The organism is Dyella kyungheensis (genome assembly GCF_016905005.1).
GTDB lineage: Bacteria > Pseudomonadota > Gammaproteobacteria > Xanthomonadales > Rhodanobacteraceae > Dyella > Dyella kyungheensis.
In genome coordinates this window covers 23,683-42,412 of the sequence record NZ_JADIKC010000008.1, presented here as the reverse complement: position 1 = coordinate 42,412, position 18,730 = coordinate 23,683, and the positions used below count along the sequence as shown (strand labels likewise).

The following is an 18,730-nucleotide window of genomic DNA, read 5'->3' as shown; positions in this document are numbered from 1 at the left end:
GTTAGATGGATTTTTCCACGCTCACCAATGTGGTTCGAAGCATCCATCAATACATCAGACTCCCTAGCTATCCTCGCTGCGCGCAATTGAAGGTAATCCTCTCTATGACAATCATCTCGGAAGACAGCGGCCTTCTGACTTTCATCAACGTGTTCACGGTGAGTCCAGACAATCAACAGAAGCTCATTGATCTTCTGACTCAAGCAACTGATCTGTCCGTGCGCCATACAAAAGGCTTCGTTTCTGCCGCTTTGCACCGCAGTCTGGATGGCACCAAAGTCACGATGTATGCCCAATGGCAGAGCATGGAAGCGTATCAGGCCATGCGCGGAGATCCTGTCGCGACCCCCTATTTAACTGAGGCCTTGGCGATCGCCACCTTTGAGCCTGGCGCATACAACGTCGCAGGAACGTTTACCCCACAAGTCACAGATCAGTGACAAGGTGCCTCGGCGTTGAGTACTCCTTGCCATGAGTTGCGCATTTGCTTGACCCAGAGGGAACATCTCGGATACCCCGTCGACGCACTGGCTGATGCCGGCGTGCATGTGGATGCGGCCTCAGTGCGCCAAGCAGCGCTCGCGCCATTGCACTCATTCGGAGCCGACCCGCTTCCGTTCTTAGCGCGAAAAATCGCCTATGGGAGATAGCCGCTCTTCACAAGCCAATCGTGAAACATTCTTGGCCACTCGCTCTCTTGCGGGATATCGGAAGCCAGTCCTGCTCCATGTTTTCCGTGCGGAAACAGATGGGTCTCGTGCGGAACCCGAGCTTCTTGCAGGGCTCCGGAAAACAGCACGCTGTTCTGCGGACTGATCTGTGCATCGTCCATGCTTTCGAACAGGAAGGTGGGAGGGGCATGCGGCGTGACGTTGTACTGCCCTGAAAGATAACGCTCCAACGAAGACAGTGCCCCTCCCTCATATCCTTGGAGGAGATGGCCAAGGGAGTTGGGTGAAGCGAACTCATCCGGCAACATGGAAATGACTGGATAGCCCAAGCCAAGAAAGTCCGGTCGACCGTTGAGCGCGTCGACAACGTCGTGCCGATCGAGCTTGAAGTCCGTCGCGGAATGCACGGCCATCATAGTCGCGAGGTGCCCGCCCGCCGAGAACCCGAATACACCCAGTTTGTTTGCGTCGAAGCCGTACTGGTTGGAGCGATAACGAATCAACTTGATGGCGCGCTGGGCATCCCACATGGGGATCGGGTACCGATAGACGCCGTTCTTTTGTACCAGTCGGTAGAACAGAACGAACGTGGTGACATGAAGCTTCTGCGAGAAATACTCGCCTACCGGTGCTTGCTCCTTACGGTCGCTCAGGCGGTCGTATCCTCCGCCTGGCATGACGATGATCGCGGTTCGCGTCGGCGCCGTGTCGCCAGGCGCGCGATACATCTTGAAGTAGGGAATATCCCGGCATGGATCATCGCCGACGGCACCTGGGGCTCTGTCTTCCCATAGACGGATTTCGGTGGCATCGCCCGGGTCGTAACAATTTTCGGAGTTGGTCGCCAACTCGCGACCTTGATGCGTCTGGCGATGTTCCGCGCTTGCTCCGAATGAGGAGAAGCCGAGTACCAGGCAACAGAAGCCTGCCGTGCGCGTGAAGTGGTTTGCGATAGCCATGGTGAAGAAGAAGCCTTGCCAGTGCCGATAGCGCACGCGTCGCTTGCCGCGCAGAGCGGCCATGATGCCGAGGCGAAGCGATACTTTGAAACGCCGCAAGAAGCAGCGTTTCATATCAATTAAGTATGTGGGAGCAGATCGATAATCAACTTCCGCGACGGGCGTGCACCGTTGCCAGCATCGTGGCCATCAACGCTCGGACGTCAACTTCACCATTCACCGCATGACATCCTTGAATGCTGTTGCCATGAAATCAGCGAAGGCACGGGCGGAAGGTTTGGCCGCCCGCCCTGCCGGCAAGATGGCGTGGATGTCTGCCGAGCCCATGTGCCAGCTTGCCAGCAGACGGACCAACTTGCCGTCATTCAATTCATTGGCAAATCCCAGATGGCCGGACGATGCGATACCCATGCCGGCGACGGCGGCAGCCGCAACACCCTCATTGCTGTCGATGATGATGCGACCCCGCAGGCGGACGGTGTCTCGCTTCTTACCCTTGTGAAATGTCCAGGCCTCCTGGCCGCGCGATGCCGGCCCCATGATGATCGGATGGCTGGGCAGATCGGCTGGCTTGCGAGGTGTTCCGCTCTTGGCCAGGTAGCCAGGCGAAGCAACGAGTACACGCTGCATGACCCCGATCTTCCGGGCAACCGCGCCGGTCGAATCGCCAAGAGAACCCACTCGGACGGCGACATCGATGGCTTCGCCGACCAGATCCTGCCGCTCGTCGGCCAGGGTGAACTCGACGCGTAATGACGGATGTGGATCGGTGAAACGTGCCAGCCGTGGCAACACGGTGCGTACTGCCAACGACGAAGACATCGCCACGCGAAGCACGCCACGCAATTCGCCCGTGCCACGCGCCATGTGGTCCGCTTCTTCCAAGGCGGAGAGAATGGCCTCGGCGCGCGCCAGATAATCGGCACCCGCTTCGGTCAGGGTGACAGCACGCGTGGTTCGGGTCAGTAGCGATACGCCTATGCGCTGCTCCAGCGCACGCACCACTCTGGAAACGCTGGGCTGGGAGAGTCCCGTTTCGCGAGCAGCCACCGAAAAGCTTCCGGCGCGAGCAACACGCGCAAAGAGTTGCATGGACAGGAATCGGTCATTCATACGAAAACTGCATAAGTCGTAGTCGATTTACTCTATTACTACGACCTTTGGAATGGTGCAAACATCGCGGTCAGCCGCAAAGCCCGCTGTTTCGGGCTTGCATCGTTTTCGAAGGACTGCTCATGACCTCTGCCAATCCCACCTCCTTGTTCCTGCCTTACGACACAGGCGCTCTCAAGCTATCCAACCGGGTCGTCATGGCTTCGATGACGCGCGGTCGCGCCTGCAATACCGCCATGGCTCCCGGCGCGCTTCATGTGGAGTACTACCGCCAGCGTGCAACGGCAGGATTGATCATCACCGAGGGCACCTGGGTCAGCCGGCGCGGCGTTGGCTTCATCAACGTGCCCGGTCTCTTTCGCGCGGAGCAGGTTGAGGGTTGGCGCGCGGTGACTGATGCGGTGCATGGCGCAGGCGGTTTGATCTTTGCGCAGCTGGCCCATTCGGGTGCCGTGTCGCATCCGGATTTCTTTGATGGCGATCTTCCCTGGGCGCCGTCTGCGATCAATCCCGGCCAACGCACGTTCACACCGTCGGGATTCAAGGAAACGCTCACGCCCAGGCCCATGACCATTGAGGACATCCGCACGACGGTAGCGGAATACGCCTTGGCCGCGCGTCACGCCAGGGATGCGGGCTTCGATGGCGTGGAGATTCATGCCGCGACGACGTACCTGCTACCGCAGTTTCTGCATAGCGACCTCAATACCAGAAGGGATGCTTACGGTGGCAGCGCGGTCAACCGGATACGCATCGTGCTGGAGATCCTTGAGGCGGCTCTGGGCGAATGGGGAGCGGGGCGTGTCGGCATCAAGCTCAGCCCTACTCTGACAATGGGTAGCCTCACGCCCAACCAAGACACGGTTGCCACGTACAACGAACTGATCGACCGGCTGGACGAGCTGCCGCTTTCCCATCTACAGATCGTTCGCGCCAATCGCGACTTGACTGGGTCGCCGGTCGAAGCGCTACAGGACACCATCGGCTACTACCGGCAGCGATACCGTGGCACGCTGATGGCCAACGGCGGCTTCGATGGATTGTCGGGCAGTGCCATCGTGGCATCCGGCAATGCCGACCTGGTGTCGTTTGCCACACCGTTCATTGGCAACCCCGATCTTGTTCGCCGGCTGCGCGAAGATCTTCCGCTTGCCGGCTCGCACCGCGAGACGTACTACCAGGGAGGCGCAGAAGGCTATATCGACTACGCCGCCGCGTTGGAGACGCCGGAAAAGATCTACCTTGACTGAAAGGGTGACAGACCTTTCAGCCATAGGCTGCGCATCAAACCAAGTCCAAAAATGACTTTCGAAATTGGTGGGCCCACGAGGATTCGAACCTCGAACCAAGGGATTATGAGTCCCCTGCTCTAACCGTTGAGCTATAGGCCCATGCTGCCGGCGTTGCGCTGGCTTGGGGCGAACATGGTAGCGGGGTCGGGCGGGGGCGTCGACGGGGTTGGGACGGTTTGGGGGTGGGTATTCGGCGGGATGGTGCGGGTAACGTAGACTTTGCGCTGTCGCGCCCTGGCTGGCGCCCGCTTTTGAAGGATGCGCCATGCGCGAGTTGATCGAACGTTACCTGGCTGCCTATAACCGCATGGATGTCGACGGGATGGCGGCGACGATGCATCGCGAGGTGGTGTTTGAGAATTACACCGCGGGTGTGTTGAGTGTGCGGACGTTTGGGGTCGATGAGCTAAGGCATCTGGCGCAGAGTTCGAGTTTTCTGTTTTCGGCGCGGCGGCAGGTGATTCTTGCTTATGAGGAGCGGGATGGGACGGCTACGGTGCACATCCTGTTTGATGGGACGTTTGCGGTTGACTTGCCTAATGGGGTGCGGGCGGGGCAGTCGATTACGTTGAATGGGCGGAGTGAGTTTCGGGTGCGGGATGGGTTGTTGGTTTATATTGGGGATTACAGTGAGTGATTGGGGTGGGGCTTGTTTGTAGGAGCCCGATGGGGGTCGCTCGCGATAGCCGGCCAGTGGGGCGCTGGATTCCGGCCTACGCCGGAATGACGAGCTAGGGAAGAGCCTGCCCTCGCCTCTTTCGGGGGTCTCGCAGGGATGGCGCGCTAGAAGCCTGCGGCTCGCGCGTCCGCTTTTAATCCATCCGCATCCGCGCGACGCAGCAGTGCGTTGCGCCATTGCTGTTGCTGGGTGGTGGTGGATTCAACGAGCCATTGCGGTTTGTTTGCGACCATGGCGGCGACGGCGGCGCCGTCTTCGTAGAGGACGCGGGTGCCGACGACGGCGGGGAGTTTGGTGCCGGCTAGTACGGTGCCGACAAGGTTGAGGGGGTCGGAGCCGCTGATCAGGACGAGTTCGCCTTGGGGTTCTTGTTGGCGCACGGCGCGCAGGCGGGTGATGGCTTCGGGTAGGGCGAATTGTTCGCCGACCAGGCCTTCGACGAAGCGGCCGCCGCGGATTTCGCCCCTTGCTTCGAGGCGGTGATAGACGCGCAAGAGTTCGCGCCAGCTGGGGAGCCAGGAGGCTTCGCGTTCTAGCAGTTTCCAGAAGATGACGCCGTAGCGGCGGAGGAGGCTGCGGGCGATGTGTTCTAGGTGGTCGGGGTCGGGCTTTTGGCTCGCATTAGGCAACGATTTCTCGAGCACCCGACCTTCATCCCCTTTTCGGGACTCATCTGCCCTGCCGGGCATCTTCTCCCCGGAGGGTAGAAGATTTCCACGGTTTGACCTTACTAACGACCATCTGCCGGCGTCTTCGATGCCGGTGAGCATGTGTCTGCGCAGGCGGCGGTGGCGGTGGGCGTCGCGTTTGGCGGCGGGTACGAGCAGGGCGCGCAGGCCGGCGAAGCTGTCGGCGGTGACGCGGCCGGCGGCGACGAGTTCGCCTAGGGCGTCTTCCAGTTCGGTGCGCAGCAGGTGGGTGTCGTTCAACAGTTCGTCGAAGAACAGGGCGCCGTGATCGCGTAGCGCGTCGAGCACGGCTTGGGCGCGCGAGGAAACGATCACGTCCTGCGCATTCGCATCGATGGCGGCGGTGGCGGTCCAGATCGGCAGGCTGCGGCGGGGCAGCAGCACGATGGGTGTGGCACGCACGGGGCCGCTGCTGCCGGTGCCGCTGCGCAGGCGGCTCCAGCTCACACGGCCGGCGCGGATCTGTTCGTCCAGCCAGGTGATCGAGTAGTCGTTGATGCGCGCGGGCAGCAGTTCGCTTTCCCAGGCGCCGGCGGCGGCTTCGAAGCCCTCGAGCTGGGTGAGTACGGCGGGCAGTGCATCGGGGCCGCTGAGGCGTGCACCGGGTGCCACGTGCTGCCATTCGAACAGGAAGCGCATCAGGTCGCGGCGGCTGACCGGTTCGATTTCGCGGCGCAGGCGGCCGATGGTGTAGCGATGGATGCGCGCGAGCAGGTGGCGTTCGCACCATTCGATCTCGTGCGTGCCGGGCGTGAAGTGGCCTTGCATGACGTAGCCTTCGGATTGAAGGCGTAGCAGCACGAGGTCGATGTCGCTTTGTTCGACCTGCAGCGAAGCGGCGAGTTGGGCGACGGTGATGGGGCCGGCGCCGGTGAGGCGGCCGCGCACGAGTTCGAGCAAGGCGTCTTCGCGCGACCACGGTTGTTTGGCGTAGTCGGCGGGGGCGTCGATGGGTGAATGCAGGATGGCGGCCGGGTGGACGGCTTGCCACTTGGGGAGGGATTCGGCGGTGGTCCAGATGCCGGGAGCGTGGGACTGGGGCGAGGTTGCCCCCTCTCCCCGGCCCTCTCCCGCGAGGGGAGAGGGAGACAAGCGGGTGGCGCGGTGAGTTTTCGCTAGGCTTGAGAGCCAGGCGTCCCAGCCTTCGTTTGACTCGGCTTCGGCTTGTGTGATGCCACCGAGGATGGTGAGCGCTTCATGCATTTCGTCGACGCTGCGCACTTGCGGCCACGCTTCTTCGCGTACCGAGGCGATGGCTTCGGGGTCGAGGCGGCCCAGGTCGTCAGCGTTTTCCGGATCGGACCAGCGGCGCGATTGCACGGCTTGGGTGCGGCGCTCTTCGAGCGGCGCATCATCGAGATAGGCGTAGGGCGCGGCGTTGAGCACTTCGCCGGCGAGCGGACTCGGCGCCGCGAGATCGCGGGCCACGACCTGGATGGAGCCGTCTTCCAGGCCGCGCAGGATGTGCAGCAGGCCGTCGATATCCATCGCTTCGCGCAGGCAGTCGTGCAGCGTCTGGTTGACCAGCGGATGATCGGGAATCTCGCGCTCGCCCACGATGTTTTCCAGGCACGCGACCTGATCGGGGAACACCGCGGCAAGCAGGTCTTCGCTCTTCATGCGCTGCAATTGCGGCGGCACTTTCTTGCCGCCCTGGAAGCGCGGCAAGGCAAGCGAGGTGGTGGCGTTCCAGCGCCAGCGCGCGGGGAACAGCGGCGCATCAAGCAACGCCTGCACCAGCACGTGTTCGGCCGTGTTGGAGTGCAGGTAGCGCGACACTTCTTCCAGCGGGAAGCTGTGGCTGGTGGAGAGCGACAGCACGATGGCATCTTCGGTGGCCGCCGCCTGCAGTTCGAAGTTGAACTGGCGGCAGAAGCGCTTGCGCAAGGCCAGGCCCCAGGCGCGATTGATGCGGCTGCCCCATGGCGTGTGGATGATCAGTTGGGTGCCGCCCGACTCGTCGAAGAAACGCTCGAACACCAGCGTTTCCTGCGTGGGCAGCACGCCGAGCGCGGCCTTGGCGGCGGCCATGTATTCGGCCAGCTGCTGGGCGGAGGCTTCGTTCATGCCCAGCGTATGCATCAGCCAGTGCATGACGGCGGGTACGCCGCCTTCATCGATGCGCGTGGCGATTTCTTCGCGCAGACGCGATACGCCGTGCGACAGCTCCGCACTTCGCCCCGGCGCTTCGCCCAGCCAGAACGGGATATTCGGCGGCACGCCTTGCGCGTCCTCCACGCGCAGGCGATCGCGCTCGACGCGAATGATGCGGTAGCTGGTGTTGCCGAGCTGGAAGACGTCGCCGGCGAGGCTTTCCACGGCGAAGTCTTCGTTCACCGTGCCGATGATGGTGGCTTGCGGTTCCAGCACCACCAGGTAGTCGGCGGTGTCGGGAATGGCGCCGCCCGAGGTGACAGCGGTGAGCCGCGCATTGCGGCGCGCGCGCAATTGCTTGTGCACGGCATCGCGATGGATATAGGCAGCGCGGGGGCCATGCCGGGTGGTGAAGCCGTCGGCGAGCATGCGCACGGTGGCGTCGAACTGATCGCGCGTGAGATCGCGGTAGGGATAGGCGCGGCGCAGGGTGTCGTAGAGCGCGTCTTCGTTCCATTCCTGGCCGGCTACTTCGGCCACGATCTGTTGCGCGAGTACGTCGAGCGGCTGCGGGGGCTGGATCAGTGTGTCCAGTTCGCCGCGGCGCACGCAGTCGAGCAGCGCGGTGCATTCCACCAGGTCGTCACGCGAGGTGGGAAACAGGCGAGCCTTGGGTGTGCCGTTCACCGCGTGGCCGGAGCGGCCGGCGCGCTGCAGGAAGGCGGCAATGGAGCGCGGTGAGGCGAGCTGGCAGACCAGATCCACGTCGCCGATATCGATGCCCAGTTCCAGCGAAGCGGTGGCGACCAGCACGCGCAGTTCGCCGCGTTTGAGGCGTTGTTCTGCATCGAGTCGTTGTTCTTTGGCAAGGCTGCCGTGGTGCGCGGCGACTGCCTCTTTGCCGAGACGTTCGGATAGATGGCGCGCTACGCGCTCGGCCATGCGGCGCGTGTTGACGAAGACCAGGGTGGTGCGATGCGACTCCACCAGTTGGGTGAGGCGGTTGTAGACGAGTTCCCAGCAGTCGTTGGACATCACCGATTCGAGCGGCACCGGGGGGACTTCGATGGCGAGGTCGCGTTCGCGGGTGTGGCCGACGTCGATGATGTTGACGCTGTCTCTTTCCTTCTCCCCGCCGGGGAGAAGGTGGCCCGAAGGGTCGGATGAGGGGTCGGGGCTTGCCTCGGTGGATTTCGAAGCGCGCTTCTTTGTGGGGGTGTCGCTAGGTTGCCCCCTCTCCCCGGCCCTCTCCCGCAAGGGGAGAGGGAGCAGAGCGTGCGCTCCTACCAGGAACTTGGCCACGTCCTCGATTGGCTTCTGCGTCGCGGACAACCCAATCCGCAACAACCGCCGCTGACACAGCGACTCCAATCGCTCGAGCGACAACGCCAGATGCGCGCCGCGCTTGCTCGACGCCAGCGCATGAATTTCATCCACGATCACCGTGCGCGTGCTCGACAACATCGTGCGGCCCGACTCGGAGCCAAGCAGGATGTACAGCGATTCGGGCGTGGTGACGAGGATGTGCGGCGCTTGCTTGCGCATCAGCGTGCGCTCGGCCTGTGGCGTGTCGCCGGTGCGTACGGCCGTGCGGATGGCCACATCGGGCAGGCCCATCGCGGCGAGTTGCGCGCGGATGCCTTCCAGCGGCGCTTCCAGGTTGATGCGGATGTCGTTGGAGAGCGCCTTCAACGGCGAGATGTACACCACGGTGGTGGCATCGGGGAGCACGCCGTCGTTCGCCACGCCTTCGCGCACCAGCGCATCGATGGCGGAAAGAAAGGCCGTCAGCGTCTTGCCCGAGCCCGTGGGTGCGGCCACCAGCGTGTGCCGGCCTGCCCGTATGGACGGCCAAGCGGCTTTTTGCGGTGCGGTCGGTTCAGGAAAGGTGCCCTGGAACCAGGCGGCAACGGCGGGATGAAAGTCGTGCAGGGGCATGGACTTAAGTCTCGCGCGGGACGTTCTCAGAGTAAGAGATATGGGGACGTCAAGACTTCTGGCAACTGTTTCGAAAGAAAATTCGCTTCAGTCCCTCGCATAATTACGTAACAATATCGTTAAGCCGCGATGTCAACTCAGTTCTTGCGGCGTTTTCCTGCTCCGTTGCCCTTCCTTTTCCCCTGGGGACCATCCAATGACCGCCGCCAGCCACACGCGTTTCGCGTTGCTCGCCCTTTCCATTGCCACCGCCCTTGCCGCAGGAACGACCGCTTTCGCACAGGACGCGAATCCGCCCGCCGCCACCCCGGCCAAGGCGCAGAACAGCAAGCCCGTCCAGCTCGAAACCATCAACGTGACCGCCGAAAAACGCGTTGAGAACCTGCAGAAGGTGCCGGTCTCCATGACCGTGATCACCGCGGAGCAGCTGGGCAATTACGGCCAGTCCGGCGATACCGTGCTGCAGCTCGCCGGTCGCGCGCCCAGCGTGTATGCCGAGACTTCCTACGGTCGTGAGTTCCCGCGCTTTTATATCCGCGGCCTGGGCAACAGCGATTTCGATCTGAATGCGTCGCAGCCGGTGTCGATGGTGTACGACGACATCGTGCAGGAAAACCCCATCCTCAAGGGCTTCCCGCTGTTCGACCTGCAGCAGGTGGAAGTGTTGCGCGGTCCGCAGGGCACCATGTTCGGCCGCAACTCGCCGGCGGGCGTGATCAAGTTCGATTCGGTCAAGCCGAGCCAGGAAACCAGCGGCTACGCCAAGGCCTCGTACGGCACCAAGGGCACGGCGAATGCTGAAGCCGCGTTGGGCGGTTCGCTGGGCGGCAACTGGTCGGGCCGCGTGTCGGCGCTGGCGCAGCATCGCGACGGCTGGATCGACAACGACTACACCGGTAAGAAGGACGATCTGGGCGGCTACAACGACCGCGCCGTGCGTCTGCAGGCCATGTACGACGTGCAGGATTTCAACGCGCTGATCAACGTGCACGGCCGCTGGCTCGACGGCAGCGCCATGGTCAATCGCGCCAACGCGATTCCGCTGGGCAGCGACAGCCTCGCACCGGGCTTCGATCGCGACGTGGTCTATCAGGATGGCCTCAACCGCCAGCACCTGTTCTCGTGGGGCAGCAACCTGCACCTCACCTGGAACCTGGGCGATTACACGCTCACCTCGATCACCGGCTTCGAGAAGGCCACCACGTACAGCCTCGGCGACGTGGACGGCGGCATCGCCATTCCGCTCGCGCCGAACCAGGTGGCTTACCAGACGCCGTTCCCGTCGGAAACCGCCGATGCGCTGCCGCACGATCGCCAGATCACGCAGGAAGTGCGTTTGGCCAGCAATCCGCAGGATCGCCTGAACTGGCAGGTGGGTGCGTATTACTTCTACGAAAACATCGCGATCGTCAATTACGACTACGCCACGCTCAACAACCACGCGATGGACGGCTACGCGCAGCAGGCGCAGACGACCAAGGCGTATGCGGTGTTCGGTTCGGCCGACTATCACATCACCGACGATTTCGACGTGCGTGCCGGTACGCGCTGGTCGCACGATTCGCGCGATTTCCATGTCGACCGCATCCTGTCGCCGATCGGTGGCGGCCCGTTGTCGCTGAGCGCCAACCCGCACGACGCGCGCTGGAGCGGCGACCTCACCGGCACCTGGGAACTCAATCCCAACGTGAACGTGTACGGCCGCATCGCCAACGGCTTCCGCGCACCCAGCGTGCAGGGCCGCGTGCTGTTTGCCGACTTCATCTCGCAGGCCAAGCCCGAGACGATCACCTCGTACGAGCTGGGCGTGAAGACCACCGGCATGGACAACCGTCTGCGTTTCAACGCCGACGTGTACGACTACACCATGCACAACCAGCAGCTCACCGCGGTGGGCGGCGACATCAACGTCACGCGCCTGATCAACGCGAAGAAGACCGAGGGCTACGGCGCCGAGTTCGACCTCGAAGCGTACGTGACGCCGAACTTCATCCTCACTGCCGGCGGCAGCTACAACCACACCAAGCTGGACGATCCGGGTCTGGCCGTGGCCGTGTGCGGCTCGGGCTGCACCGTGCTCGATCCGGTCAATGCGGACGGCAATGCGCTGGTCAACGGCAATCCGCTGCCGAACGCACCGCAGTGGATCGGCAACTTCACCGCGCGCTACGGCATCCCGTATGGCGAGAGCGGCGAGTTCTTCGTCTACACCGACTGGAGCTACCGCAGCGAAGTGAATTTCTTCCTGTACGACTCGGAAGAATTCCGCGGCAAGCCGGCGCTCGAAGGCGGTGTGCGCGTGGGCTACAACTGGGATTTCGGCAAGCGCGAAATCGCCCTGTATGGCCGCAACATCACCAACAAGCAGTACATCACCGGCGCGATCGACTTCAACAACCGCACCGCGTTCGTCAACGACCCGCGCATTATTGGCGTGGAGTTCCGCGCGGACTTCTGATGTTGCTGGTGGCCTGACCGCTGGCCATGCGATACGAAGAAGGGGAGCGACTTGTCGCTCCCCTTTACTTTGGCCCCACCGCTCGTCATTCCGGCGCAGGCCGGAATCCAGGTGCGATGCATATGGTTATCGCGGAGCAGTCATCAAAGGCCGATCAGAACTGTCGCAACGATCGCAGCGCACCGCGCCTGGATTCCGGCCTGCGCCGGAATGACGAGCGTAAGGGGGGTGCAGTGCGGTTTTCGCTGGGCCGCCCTAAAAGGCCGATCCTAACCGTCGCAACGAGCGCAACGCACCGCGCCTGGATTCCGGCCTGCGCAGGAATGACGAGCTTAAGAGGTCTGCCGCTACCCCCTGGTCTCTGGCGATAACCCATTGCAAGGCGCAAAACACACCCCGCTTGTTGCAGAATGCGGACTTTTACCGTCGAGTGAACGATGTGAACCACCCGGGCGACCACGGCAGCGAACGCTCCCAGCTCCTCAGCATGGCCGATGGCCAGCCGCTGTTCGTGCGTGACTGGCCGAGCAGCCGGGCGCATGACGCGGTGCTGATCGTGCACGGCCTGGGCGAGCACAGCGGCCGCTACCAGCGGATGGCGCAGTGGTTCCACACCCGCGGCTACGCGGTGCGCAGCTACGACCAGCGCGGCCATGGGCAGACGCCGGGCCGGCGCGGCGCGTTGGCGCACCCGGATGATCTGCTGGAAGACCTGACCACCGTCTACAACGACTACGCCCAGTCCCTGCCGAAGCGGCCGCTGTTGCTCGGCCACAGCATGGGCGGTCTGGTGGCCGCACGCACCGTGCTGGACAGCCGCGTGCAGCCGCCGGCACTGGTGCTGTCCTCGCCTGCCCTGCGCACCTGGGAGCCGGCGTGGCGACAGAAGCTCGCCGCTACGCTGGCCAAGGCGCTGCCCAACCTGCCGATGCCCAACGGCCTGCCGTTCAACAAGCTCTCGCACGATCCGCAGGTGGAACCGGCCTATCGCGCCGATCCGCTGCGCCACGGCTGGGTCACGCCGCGACTGGCCGATTTCATCTTCCGCGCGGGCGATGCCTCGGTAGCGGATGCCTCCAAGCTCACCGTGCCTACGTTGCTGCTGGTGGCCGGCGCGGACAAGCTGGTCAATCCCTCGGGCAGCCGCGACTTTTCCTCGGCCACCTGGGCCGGCAACAAGGTCACCACGCGCTACTTCGACTCGCTGTATCACGAGCTGTTCAATGAGGCTGAGCCTGCGCGCAGCCAGGTGTTGAAGCAGCTGGGCGACTGGTTGCAGAAGCGCAGCTAGCCGAAGCTCCTTTTTTTTGTGGGAGCGCACCCTGTGCGCGACAAATCTACGGAGCGGTACTTCGCAGCGCTTCGTCGCGCACAGGGTGCGCTCCCACAGTGGAGAATGAGGATCCACCCTTCTCTTCAAACGCATGGGCCGCCAGCAAAGTCACCCGCTATTTCGGCCCGCTGCATCACGAGCTGTTCAACAACGCCGAGCCTGCGCGCAGCCAGGTGTTGAAGCAGTTGGGCGATTGGTTGCAGAAGCGAAGCTAGCCCGAGCCTACTTGTGGGAGCGCACTTGTGCGCGACGGCAACCTTGAAGCTCACCGCACCGCTGGCTCGTCGCGCACAAGTGCGCTCCCACAGAAAGAAAGGAATGGCTCACATCCACTCCCGCTTGCCGGTGAACACAATAGTCAGCCATTCGGCCCGAATATCCGTGCCCAGGCGCGTGGCGATCTCATGCCGCACGGCATCGACATCGCCCATGTCGCCCAGCGGGCGGGACGACTCCACCAGGATATGGATGTCGATAAACCGCATGCGGCCGATCTTCGCCACGTAACTGGTGAAGTCGAGATAGCCCCGCTCCCGAATCATCGCCGACATCACATCGCGCACGCGCTGATCGAGCGCATCGGGCGCGAGTTGCAGCACCTCGCGCAGCGCATGCCACAGGCTGCCCAGTGGCAAGGGCAGCAGTGCCAGGATCAACAGCAACAGCACGGCAGAGTCGATGAAGCGGGTCCAGTGATCGAACGGGCCGCCCTGGATGATCGCCGCCATCGCGAAACCCACCACCACCGCCACGTTGATGCAGCCGCCGATAAGCCAGCCCTTGGCGTCCAACTGCAGCAGTACCGAACCCAACGCTCTTGCCTGGCGCCGCATGTACAGCGCCATCACCAGGCTCACCACGCCCATGGCCGTCGCAAACGCCGCACCGAAGCCGAACGCCAGCTCGTGGCCACCGGTCAACAAGTCATGCAGGGCCGCAAAGCCGCCGTAGCTGCAGATCGCGGTAAGCACCGCCGCGTTGAACACCAGCACCAGCGGCTCCAGATGCCAGTAACCAAACTGGAAGCGCCGGCTGCCCTCGCTGGTGACCAGATGCGACACCACCAGCGACCCGGCGGTGAGCACCACATCGACCAGCGAATAGAAACCATCGAACGCGATGGCCTGCGAGCGCATCAGCAGACCCACGGCGATACAGGCGACACCGACCAGGAAAGTCACGCCGATGGAGAGGCGCAGCAGGCGTTGCTCGCGGGAGGTATCCATGCGATGTCGCCATGTTGGGTTGGGCCATGATAGCCCGGTGAGCGGTGAGCGCAGTTGTGCGCGACAGCATCCTTCGGCGCTGCGCTTGTCGCGCACAAGTGCGCTCCGACAAAAGAGTGACGTAGGCGTCCAAACGTCATACCGGGAATCGCGGCCGGGACATCCGCCTCTCACCCTTCGTTCTGTAAACAAACCTTCACGTTTTGCTTTCACCTGTCGCGGCAGCATGTCCGGACGCACGGCGCGTGTGCTACGGGAAGTGTCATGTCGAGCAAGCCCAGTTCGCCTTCACGTCGCGACTTTTTGCGACAGTCCCTGGTAGCGGTTCCCGCGGTCAGCCTGCTCGGAACATCAGCCATTGCGCAGACGCAAAGCGGCACCACTGCCGCTCCGGCTGGCACGGCCGGCTCCGGGTATTCGCCACGCTATTTCACGGCGCCCGAGTGGGAGTTCCTGCAGGCCGCCGTCGAACGACTGATTCCCGCCAACGAGGATGGGCCCGGCGCCGTCGAAGCCGGCGTTCCGGAATTCCTCGATCGCCAGATGGAAGCGGCCTATGGCCACGGCTCGCTCTGGTACATGCAAGGGCCGTTCGTGCCCGATGCGGTACCTACACTTGGCTACCAGCTGCGCTTCACGCCGCGCGAGTTCTATCGCAAGGGCATCGCCGCCATCGACGGCTGGTGCCAGCAACAGCACAAGCAGAACTTCGCGGCCCTGCCGGCCGACCAGCGCGACGCGATCCTGCATCAGCTGGAAAAGGGCGAGATCAAGCTCGACGACATTCCCACCGCGACGTTCTTCGCGCAGCTGCTCACCAATACCAAGGAAGGCTACTTCGCCGACCCGATGTACGGCGGCAACAAGCAGATGGCGGCATGGAAGATGATCGGCTTTCCTGGCGCCCGCGCCGATTACGCCGACTGGATCGAACAACCCGGCAAGGTCTATCCGTTCGGACCGGTGTCGATCGAAGGGGCGAAATCATGATCCGGATGAAACCGGTCGATGTGGTGATCGTCGGCTTCGGCTGGACCGGCGCCATCATGGGCATGGAACTGGCCGATACGGGCCTGAAGATCCTGGCGCTGGAACGCGGCGCGTATCGCGACACCTCGCCCGACTTCACCTATCCGCACAACGCCGACGAGCTGGCCTATGGCATCCGCGGCGAGCTGTTCCAGCCGCTGGCGCGCGAGACGGTGACGATCCGCCACAACCTCAACGAGACGGCGGTGCCGTATCGCCAGTACGGCTCGTTCCTGCTCGGCAACAACGTGGGCGGCGCAGGCATCCACTGGAACGGCCAGCACTATCGGCCCTCGCCGGAAGACCTGGAATTCCAGAGCCATATCAGCAAGCGTTACGGCGCGAAGTTCATGCCGGCGGATATGCAGATCCAGGATTACGGCGTGACCTACGACGAACTGGAACCGTTCCTCGAACAGTTCGAATACCTGTGCGGCACCTCGGGCACGGCGGGCAATATCAACGGCGAGATCAAGGAAGGCGGCAATCCGTTCGAAGGACCGCGCAAGAAGGAGTATCCCAACCCCGCGGTGAAGAACAATTACGGCGCCCAGCTTTTCGCCGATGCGGCGCGTTCGAAAGGCTATAAGCCGTTCCCGCAGCCCTCCTCCAACGCGTCGCGGCCATACACCAATCCGCACGGCGTGCGTCTGGGGCCGTGCAATCTGTGCGGTTACTGCGAGCGCTTCGGCTGCTTCATGTATTCCAAGGCATCGCCGCAGACCACCATTCTCCCGGTGCTGATGCGCAAGCCGAATTTCGAACTGCGCACGCACAGCCATGTCACCAAAATCAATCTCGATTCCAGCGGCAAGCGCGCCACGGGCGTCACCTACATCGATGCGCAGGGCCAGCAGATCGAGCAGCCGGCAGACCTGGTGATCGTGGCCGCGTTCCAGATGCACAACGTGCGCCTGATGCTGATGTCCGGCATCGGCGCGCCGTATGACCCGAACACCGGCAAGGGCGTGATCGGCAAGAACTATGCGTACCAGATGATGAGCAACGTCAACGTGTTCTTCGACAAAGACGTGGCGATCAATCCGTTCATCGGTGCGGGCTCCGGCGGCAACGTGATCATCGACGAGTTCAACTCCGATCACTTCGACCACGGTCCGCAGGGTTTCGTGGGCGGCGGCTACATCCTCGGCGGGCAGACGGGCGGCCGGCCCATCCAGCAATTGCTGGTGCCGCCGGGCACGCCGGCGTGGGGCGAAAAGTGGAAGCGCGCCGCCAAGGACAGCTACCTGCATACCACCGGCGTGCAGACGCATGGCTCGGTGATGTCGTATCGCGACCGCTATCTCGATCTCGACCCGACCTACAAGGACGCCTTCGGCCTGCCGCTGCTGCGCATCACCTTCGACTGGCACGACAACGAGTACAAGATGACGCGCTTCCTCACCGACCGCGCGCAGGAGATCGCCGATGCGATGAAGCCTCGGCAGACCTCGCAGACGATCCGCAAACCCGGCGACCACTACGACGTGCGCCAATACCAGACCACGCACACCACGGGCGGCGTGATCCAGGGCGCCTCGCCGGAAACCAGCGCGCTCAACCGCTTCCAGCAGAACTGGGACGTGCACAACGTGTTCGTCACCGGCGCATCGGCCTTCCCGCAGAACATCGGTTACAACCCGACCGGCCTTATCGGCGGTCTCACCTACATGTCCGTCAAGGCCATCCGTGAGACCTACCTCAAGAACCCCGGCCCCTTGGTGCAGGCATGAACACGTTCGCCAGGCCTCGTCGTCGCGGTGGCGGCTTGTGGCGCGTCATTGTCGCGCTGCTGATCCTGCTGTTGATCGTGTGGATGGCCGCCATGCTGTTTCCCGGTGGCGGTGGCGATGCGTCGGCCAAAGGCGCGGAGATCACGCCCGATCTGGTCAAGCAAGGCGAGTATGTCGCGCGCCTTGGCGATTGCGCCGCCTGCCACACCGCCCCCGGTGGCAACCCCTATGCCGGTGGCCTGCCGATCGAGTCGCCCGTTGGCATCATCTACAGCACCAACATCACGCCCGATCCGGACACCGGCATCGGCAAGTACAGCTACGGGCAGTTCGAACGCGCGGTGCGCCGCGGCATCGACGCCGAGGGACGTACGCTCTATCCGGCCATGCCTTATCCCTCGTACGCGAAGGTCAACGATCAGGATATCCAGGCCTTGTACGCGTACTTCATGCAGGGCGTGCAGCCGGTGAAGCAGGACAACCACGCCGAAGGCATTGCCTGGCCGCTTTCCATGCGCTGGCCGCTCACCTATTGGCGCTGGCTGTTCGCGCCGAAGGTGCGCCCGATGCAGGCGGCGGACACCGCCGATGCGACGATGGCGCGCGGCCAATACCTGGTGGAAGGCCTGGGACACTGCGGTGCCTGCCACACGCCGCGCGCCCTCACGCTGCAGGAGAAAGCGCTGGGCACGGCGGGCGGCTCCAAGTACCTCAGCGGCAGCACCAACGACAACTGGGTCACGCCCAGCCTGCGCGGCGAATTGGCGAGCGGCCTGGGCAGCGTGCCCGAAGCGGAGCTGGTGACCCTTCTCAAGTCCGGCCGCACGGATCGCAGCGCCGTTTTCGGCGGCATGAGCGACGTGGTGGAACACAGCACCCAGTACATGAGCGATGCGGATCTCGCCGCCGTGGCGCATTTCCTCAAGTCGCTGCCCGCGGCGCGCGACGAACAGGCGGTGGTCTACAACGAAGCCACGCGCACGGCGCTGTATGGCGGCAATGTCAGCGCGCCGGGTGCGCAGCTCTACGTCGACAACTGCGCCACCTGCCATCGCACCGACGGCCGTGGCTACGGACAGGTGTTCCCCGCACTTGCCGGCAACCCCGTGCTCAACGGCGAGAATGCCGGCTCGGCCATTCGCCTGGTGCTGCACGGCGCCACCATGCCGCCGGGCCGTGATGCGCCCACGCAGTTCAGCATGCCTGCGTTCCGCGAACGGCTGACCGATCAGCAGATCGCGGATATCGTCACCTTCGTGCGCGCCAGCTGGGGCAATCGCGGTGGCGCCGTTTCGGCTCACCAGGTGAGCGAGCTGCGAGGCAAGCCACCCGTCGGCCAACCGACGATGACGACGTACGATCCGCGCGTGCGGGGCTCGGATGCGCCGGGGGCGACCGCGGAAGAACAGGCCGGCACGTCAGTGACCGACAAATAGGCCGTGCGTGGCTATCTTTTGTGGGAGCGCACCCTGTGCGCGACCAGGTGGAGCGATGCGCATCGCGCTGGCCAGTCGCG

Annotated in this window: 12 protein-coding genes and 1 tRNA gene; 8 read left to right on the top strand and 5 right to left on the bottom strand. The window is 63.5% G+C overall.

What is annotated here, in order from left to right; genetic code table 11:
* Positions 1 to 104: 104 nt before the first annotated feature.
* Positions 105 to 440, top strand: a complete 336-nt coding sequence (locus ISP20_RS17565; protein ID WP_204637430.1) for an antibiotic biosynthesis monooxygenase family protein — start codon at positions 105 to 107, stop codon at positions 438 to 440.
* A gap of 197 nt (positions 441 to 637) precedes the next feature.
* Here the strand turns inward: ISP20_RS17565 and ISP20_RS17560 are convergent, their stop codons facing one another.
* Both ISP20_RS17560 and ISP20_RS17555 read right to left on the bottom strand, forming a co-directional pair.
* Positions 638 to 1,729 (bottom strand): alpha/beta hydrolase, encoded by a 1,092-nt coding sequence (locus tag ISP20_RS17560; protein ID WP_204637429.1) that lies wholly within the window; start codon positions 1,727 to 1,729, stop codon positions 638 to 640.
* 117 nt (positions 1,730 to 1,846) lie between these two features.
* Entirely contained in the window at positions 1,847 to 2,743 is an 897-nt protein-coding gene (locus tag ISP20_RS17555) for a LysR family transcriptional regulator (RefSeq protein ID WP_204637428.1), read from the bottom strand.
* Positions 2,744 to 2,865: 122 nt separating this feature from the next.
* Here ISP20_RS17555 and ISP20_RS17550 point away from each other — a divergent pair, with 122 nt between their 5' ends.
* Positions 2,866 to 3,993, top strand: a complete 1,128-nt coding sequence (locus ISP20_RS17550; RefSeq protein ID WP_204637427.1) for an alkene reductase — start codon at positions 2,866 to 2,868, stop codon at positions 3,991 to 3,993.
* Positions 3,994 to 4,058: 65 nt separating this feature from the next.
* Here the strand turns inward: ISP20_RS17550 and ISP20_RS17545 are convergent.
* Positions 4,059 to 4,134 (bottom strand) — tRNA-Ile (locus tag ISP20_RS17545).
* A gap of 166 nt (positions 4,135 to 4,300) precedes the next feature.
* On the opposite strand from ISP20_RS17545, the gene ISP20_RS17540 reads away from it, so the two are divergent.
* The gene (locus ISP20_RS17540; RefSeq protein ID WP_204637426.1) at positions 4,301 to 4,672 is read left to right on the top strand and encodes a nuclear transport factor 2 family protein; all 372 of its coding nucleotides are present in this window, start codon (positions 4,301 to 4,303) and stop codon (positions 4,670 to 4,672) included.
* A 146-nt stretch (positions 4,673 to 4,818) separates the two neighbouring features.
* On the opposite strand, the gene ISP20_RS17535 is transcribed toward ISP20_RS17540, so the two are convergent.
* Positions 4,819 to 9,435, bottom strand: a complete 4,617-nt coding sequence (locus tag ISP20_RS17535; RefSeq protein ID WP_204637425.1) for a DEAD/DEAH box helicase — start codon at positions 9,433 to 9,435, stop codon at positions 4,819 to 4,821.
* Between the two features lie 196 nt (positions 9,436 to 9,631).
* On the opposite strand from ISP20_RS17535, the gene ISP20_RS17530 reads away from it, so the two are divergent.
* A complete protein-coding gene (locus ISP20_RS17530) occupies positions 9,632 to 11,893 on the top strand; it encodes a TonB-dependent receptor (protein ID WP_204637424.1) in 2,262 nt (753 codons plus the stop codon).
* A 439-nt stretch (positions 11,894 to 12,332) separates the two neighbouring features.
* Positions 12,333 to 13,184, top strand: coding sequence for an alpha/beta hydrolase (locus ISP20_RS17525; protein ID WP_425490861.1), 852 nt, complete (start codon positions 12,333 to 12,335; stop codon positions 13,182 to 13,184).
* Positions 13,185 to 13,549: 365 nt separating this feature from the next.
* On the opposite strand, the gene ISP20_RS17520 is transcribed toward ISP20_RS17525, so the two are convergent.
* Complete coding sequence (locus tag ISP20_RS17520; RefSeq protein WP_204637423.1) at positions 13,550 to 14,452, bottom strand: cation diffusion facilitator family transporter; 903 nt, start codon at positions 14,450 to 14,452, stop codon at positions 13,550 to 13,552.
* Between the two features lie 264 nt (positions 14,453 to 14,716).
* Between ISP20_RS17520 and ISP20_RS17515 the strand changes: the two genes are divergently transcribed.
* From ISP20_RS17515 to ISP20_RS17505, 3 genes are read left to right on the top strand one after another with little or no spacing between them, the layout of a single operon-like run.
* Positions 14,717 to 15,442, top strand: coding sequence for a gluconate 2-dehydrogenase subunit 3 family protein (locus ISP20_RS17515; protein WP_204637422.1), 726 nt, complete (start codon positions 14,717 to 14,719; stop codon positions 15,440 to 15,442).
* A complete protein-coding gene (locus ISP20_RS17510) occupies positions 15,439 to 17,214 on the top strand; it encodes a GMC family oxidoreductase (RefSeq protein ID WP_204637421.1) in 1,776 nt (591 codons plus the stop codon). The genes ISP20_RS17515 and ISP20_RS17510 overlap by 4 nt, the downstream gene beginning before the upstream one ends.
* Positions 17,211 to 18,650 (top strand): cytochrome c, encoded by a 1,440-nt coding sequence (locus ISP20_RS17505; RefSeq protein ID WP_204637420.1) that lies wholly within the window; start codon positions 17,211 to 17,213, stop codon positions 18,648 to 18,650. Before ISP20_RS17510 ends, ISP20_RS17505 begins: the two co-directional genes overlap by 4 nt.
* Positions 18,651 to 18,730: the final 80 nt, after the last annotated feature.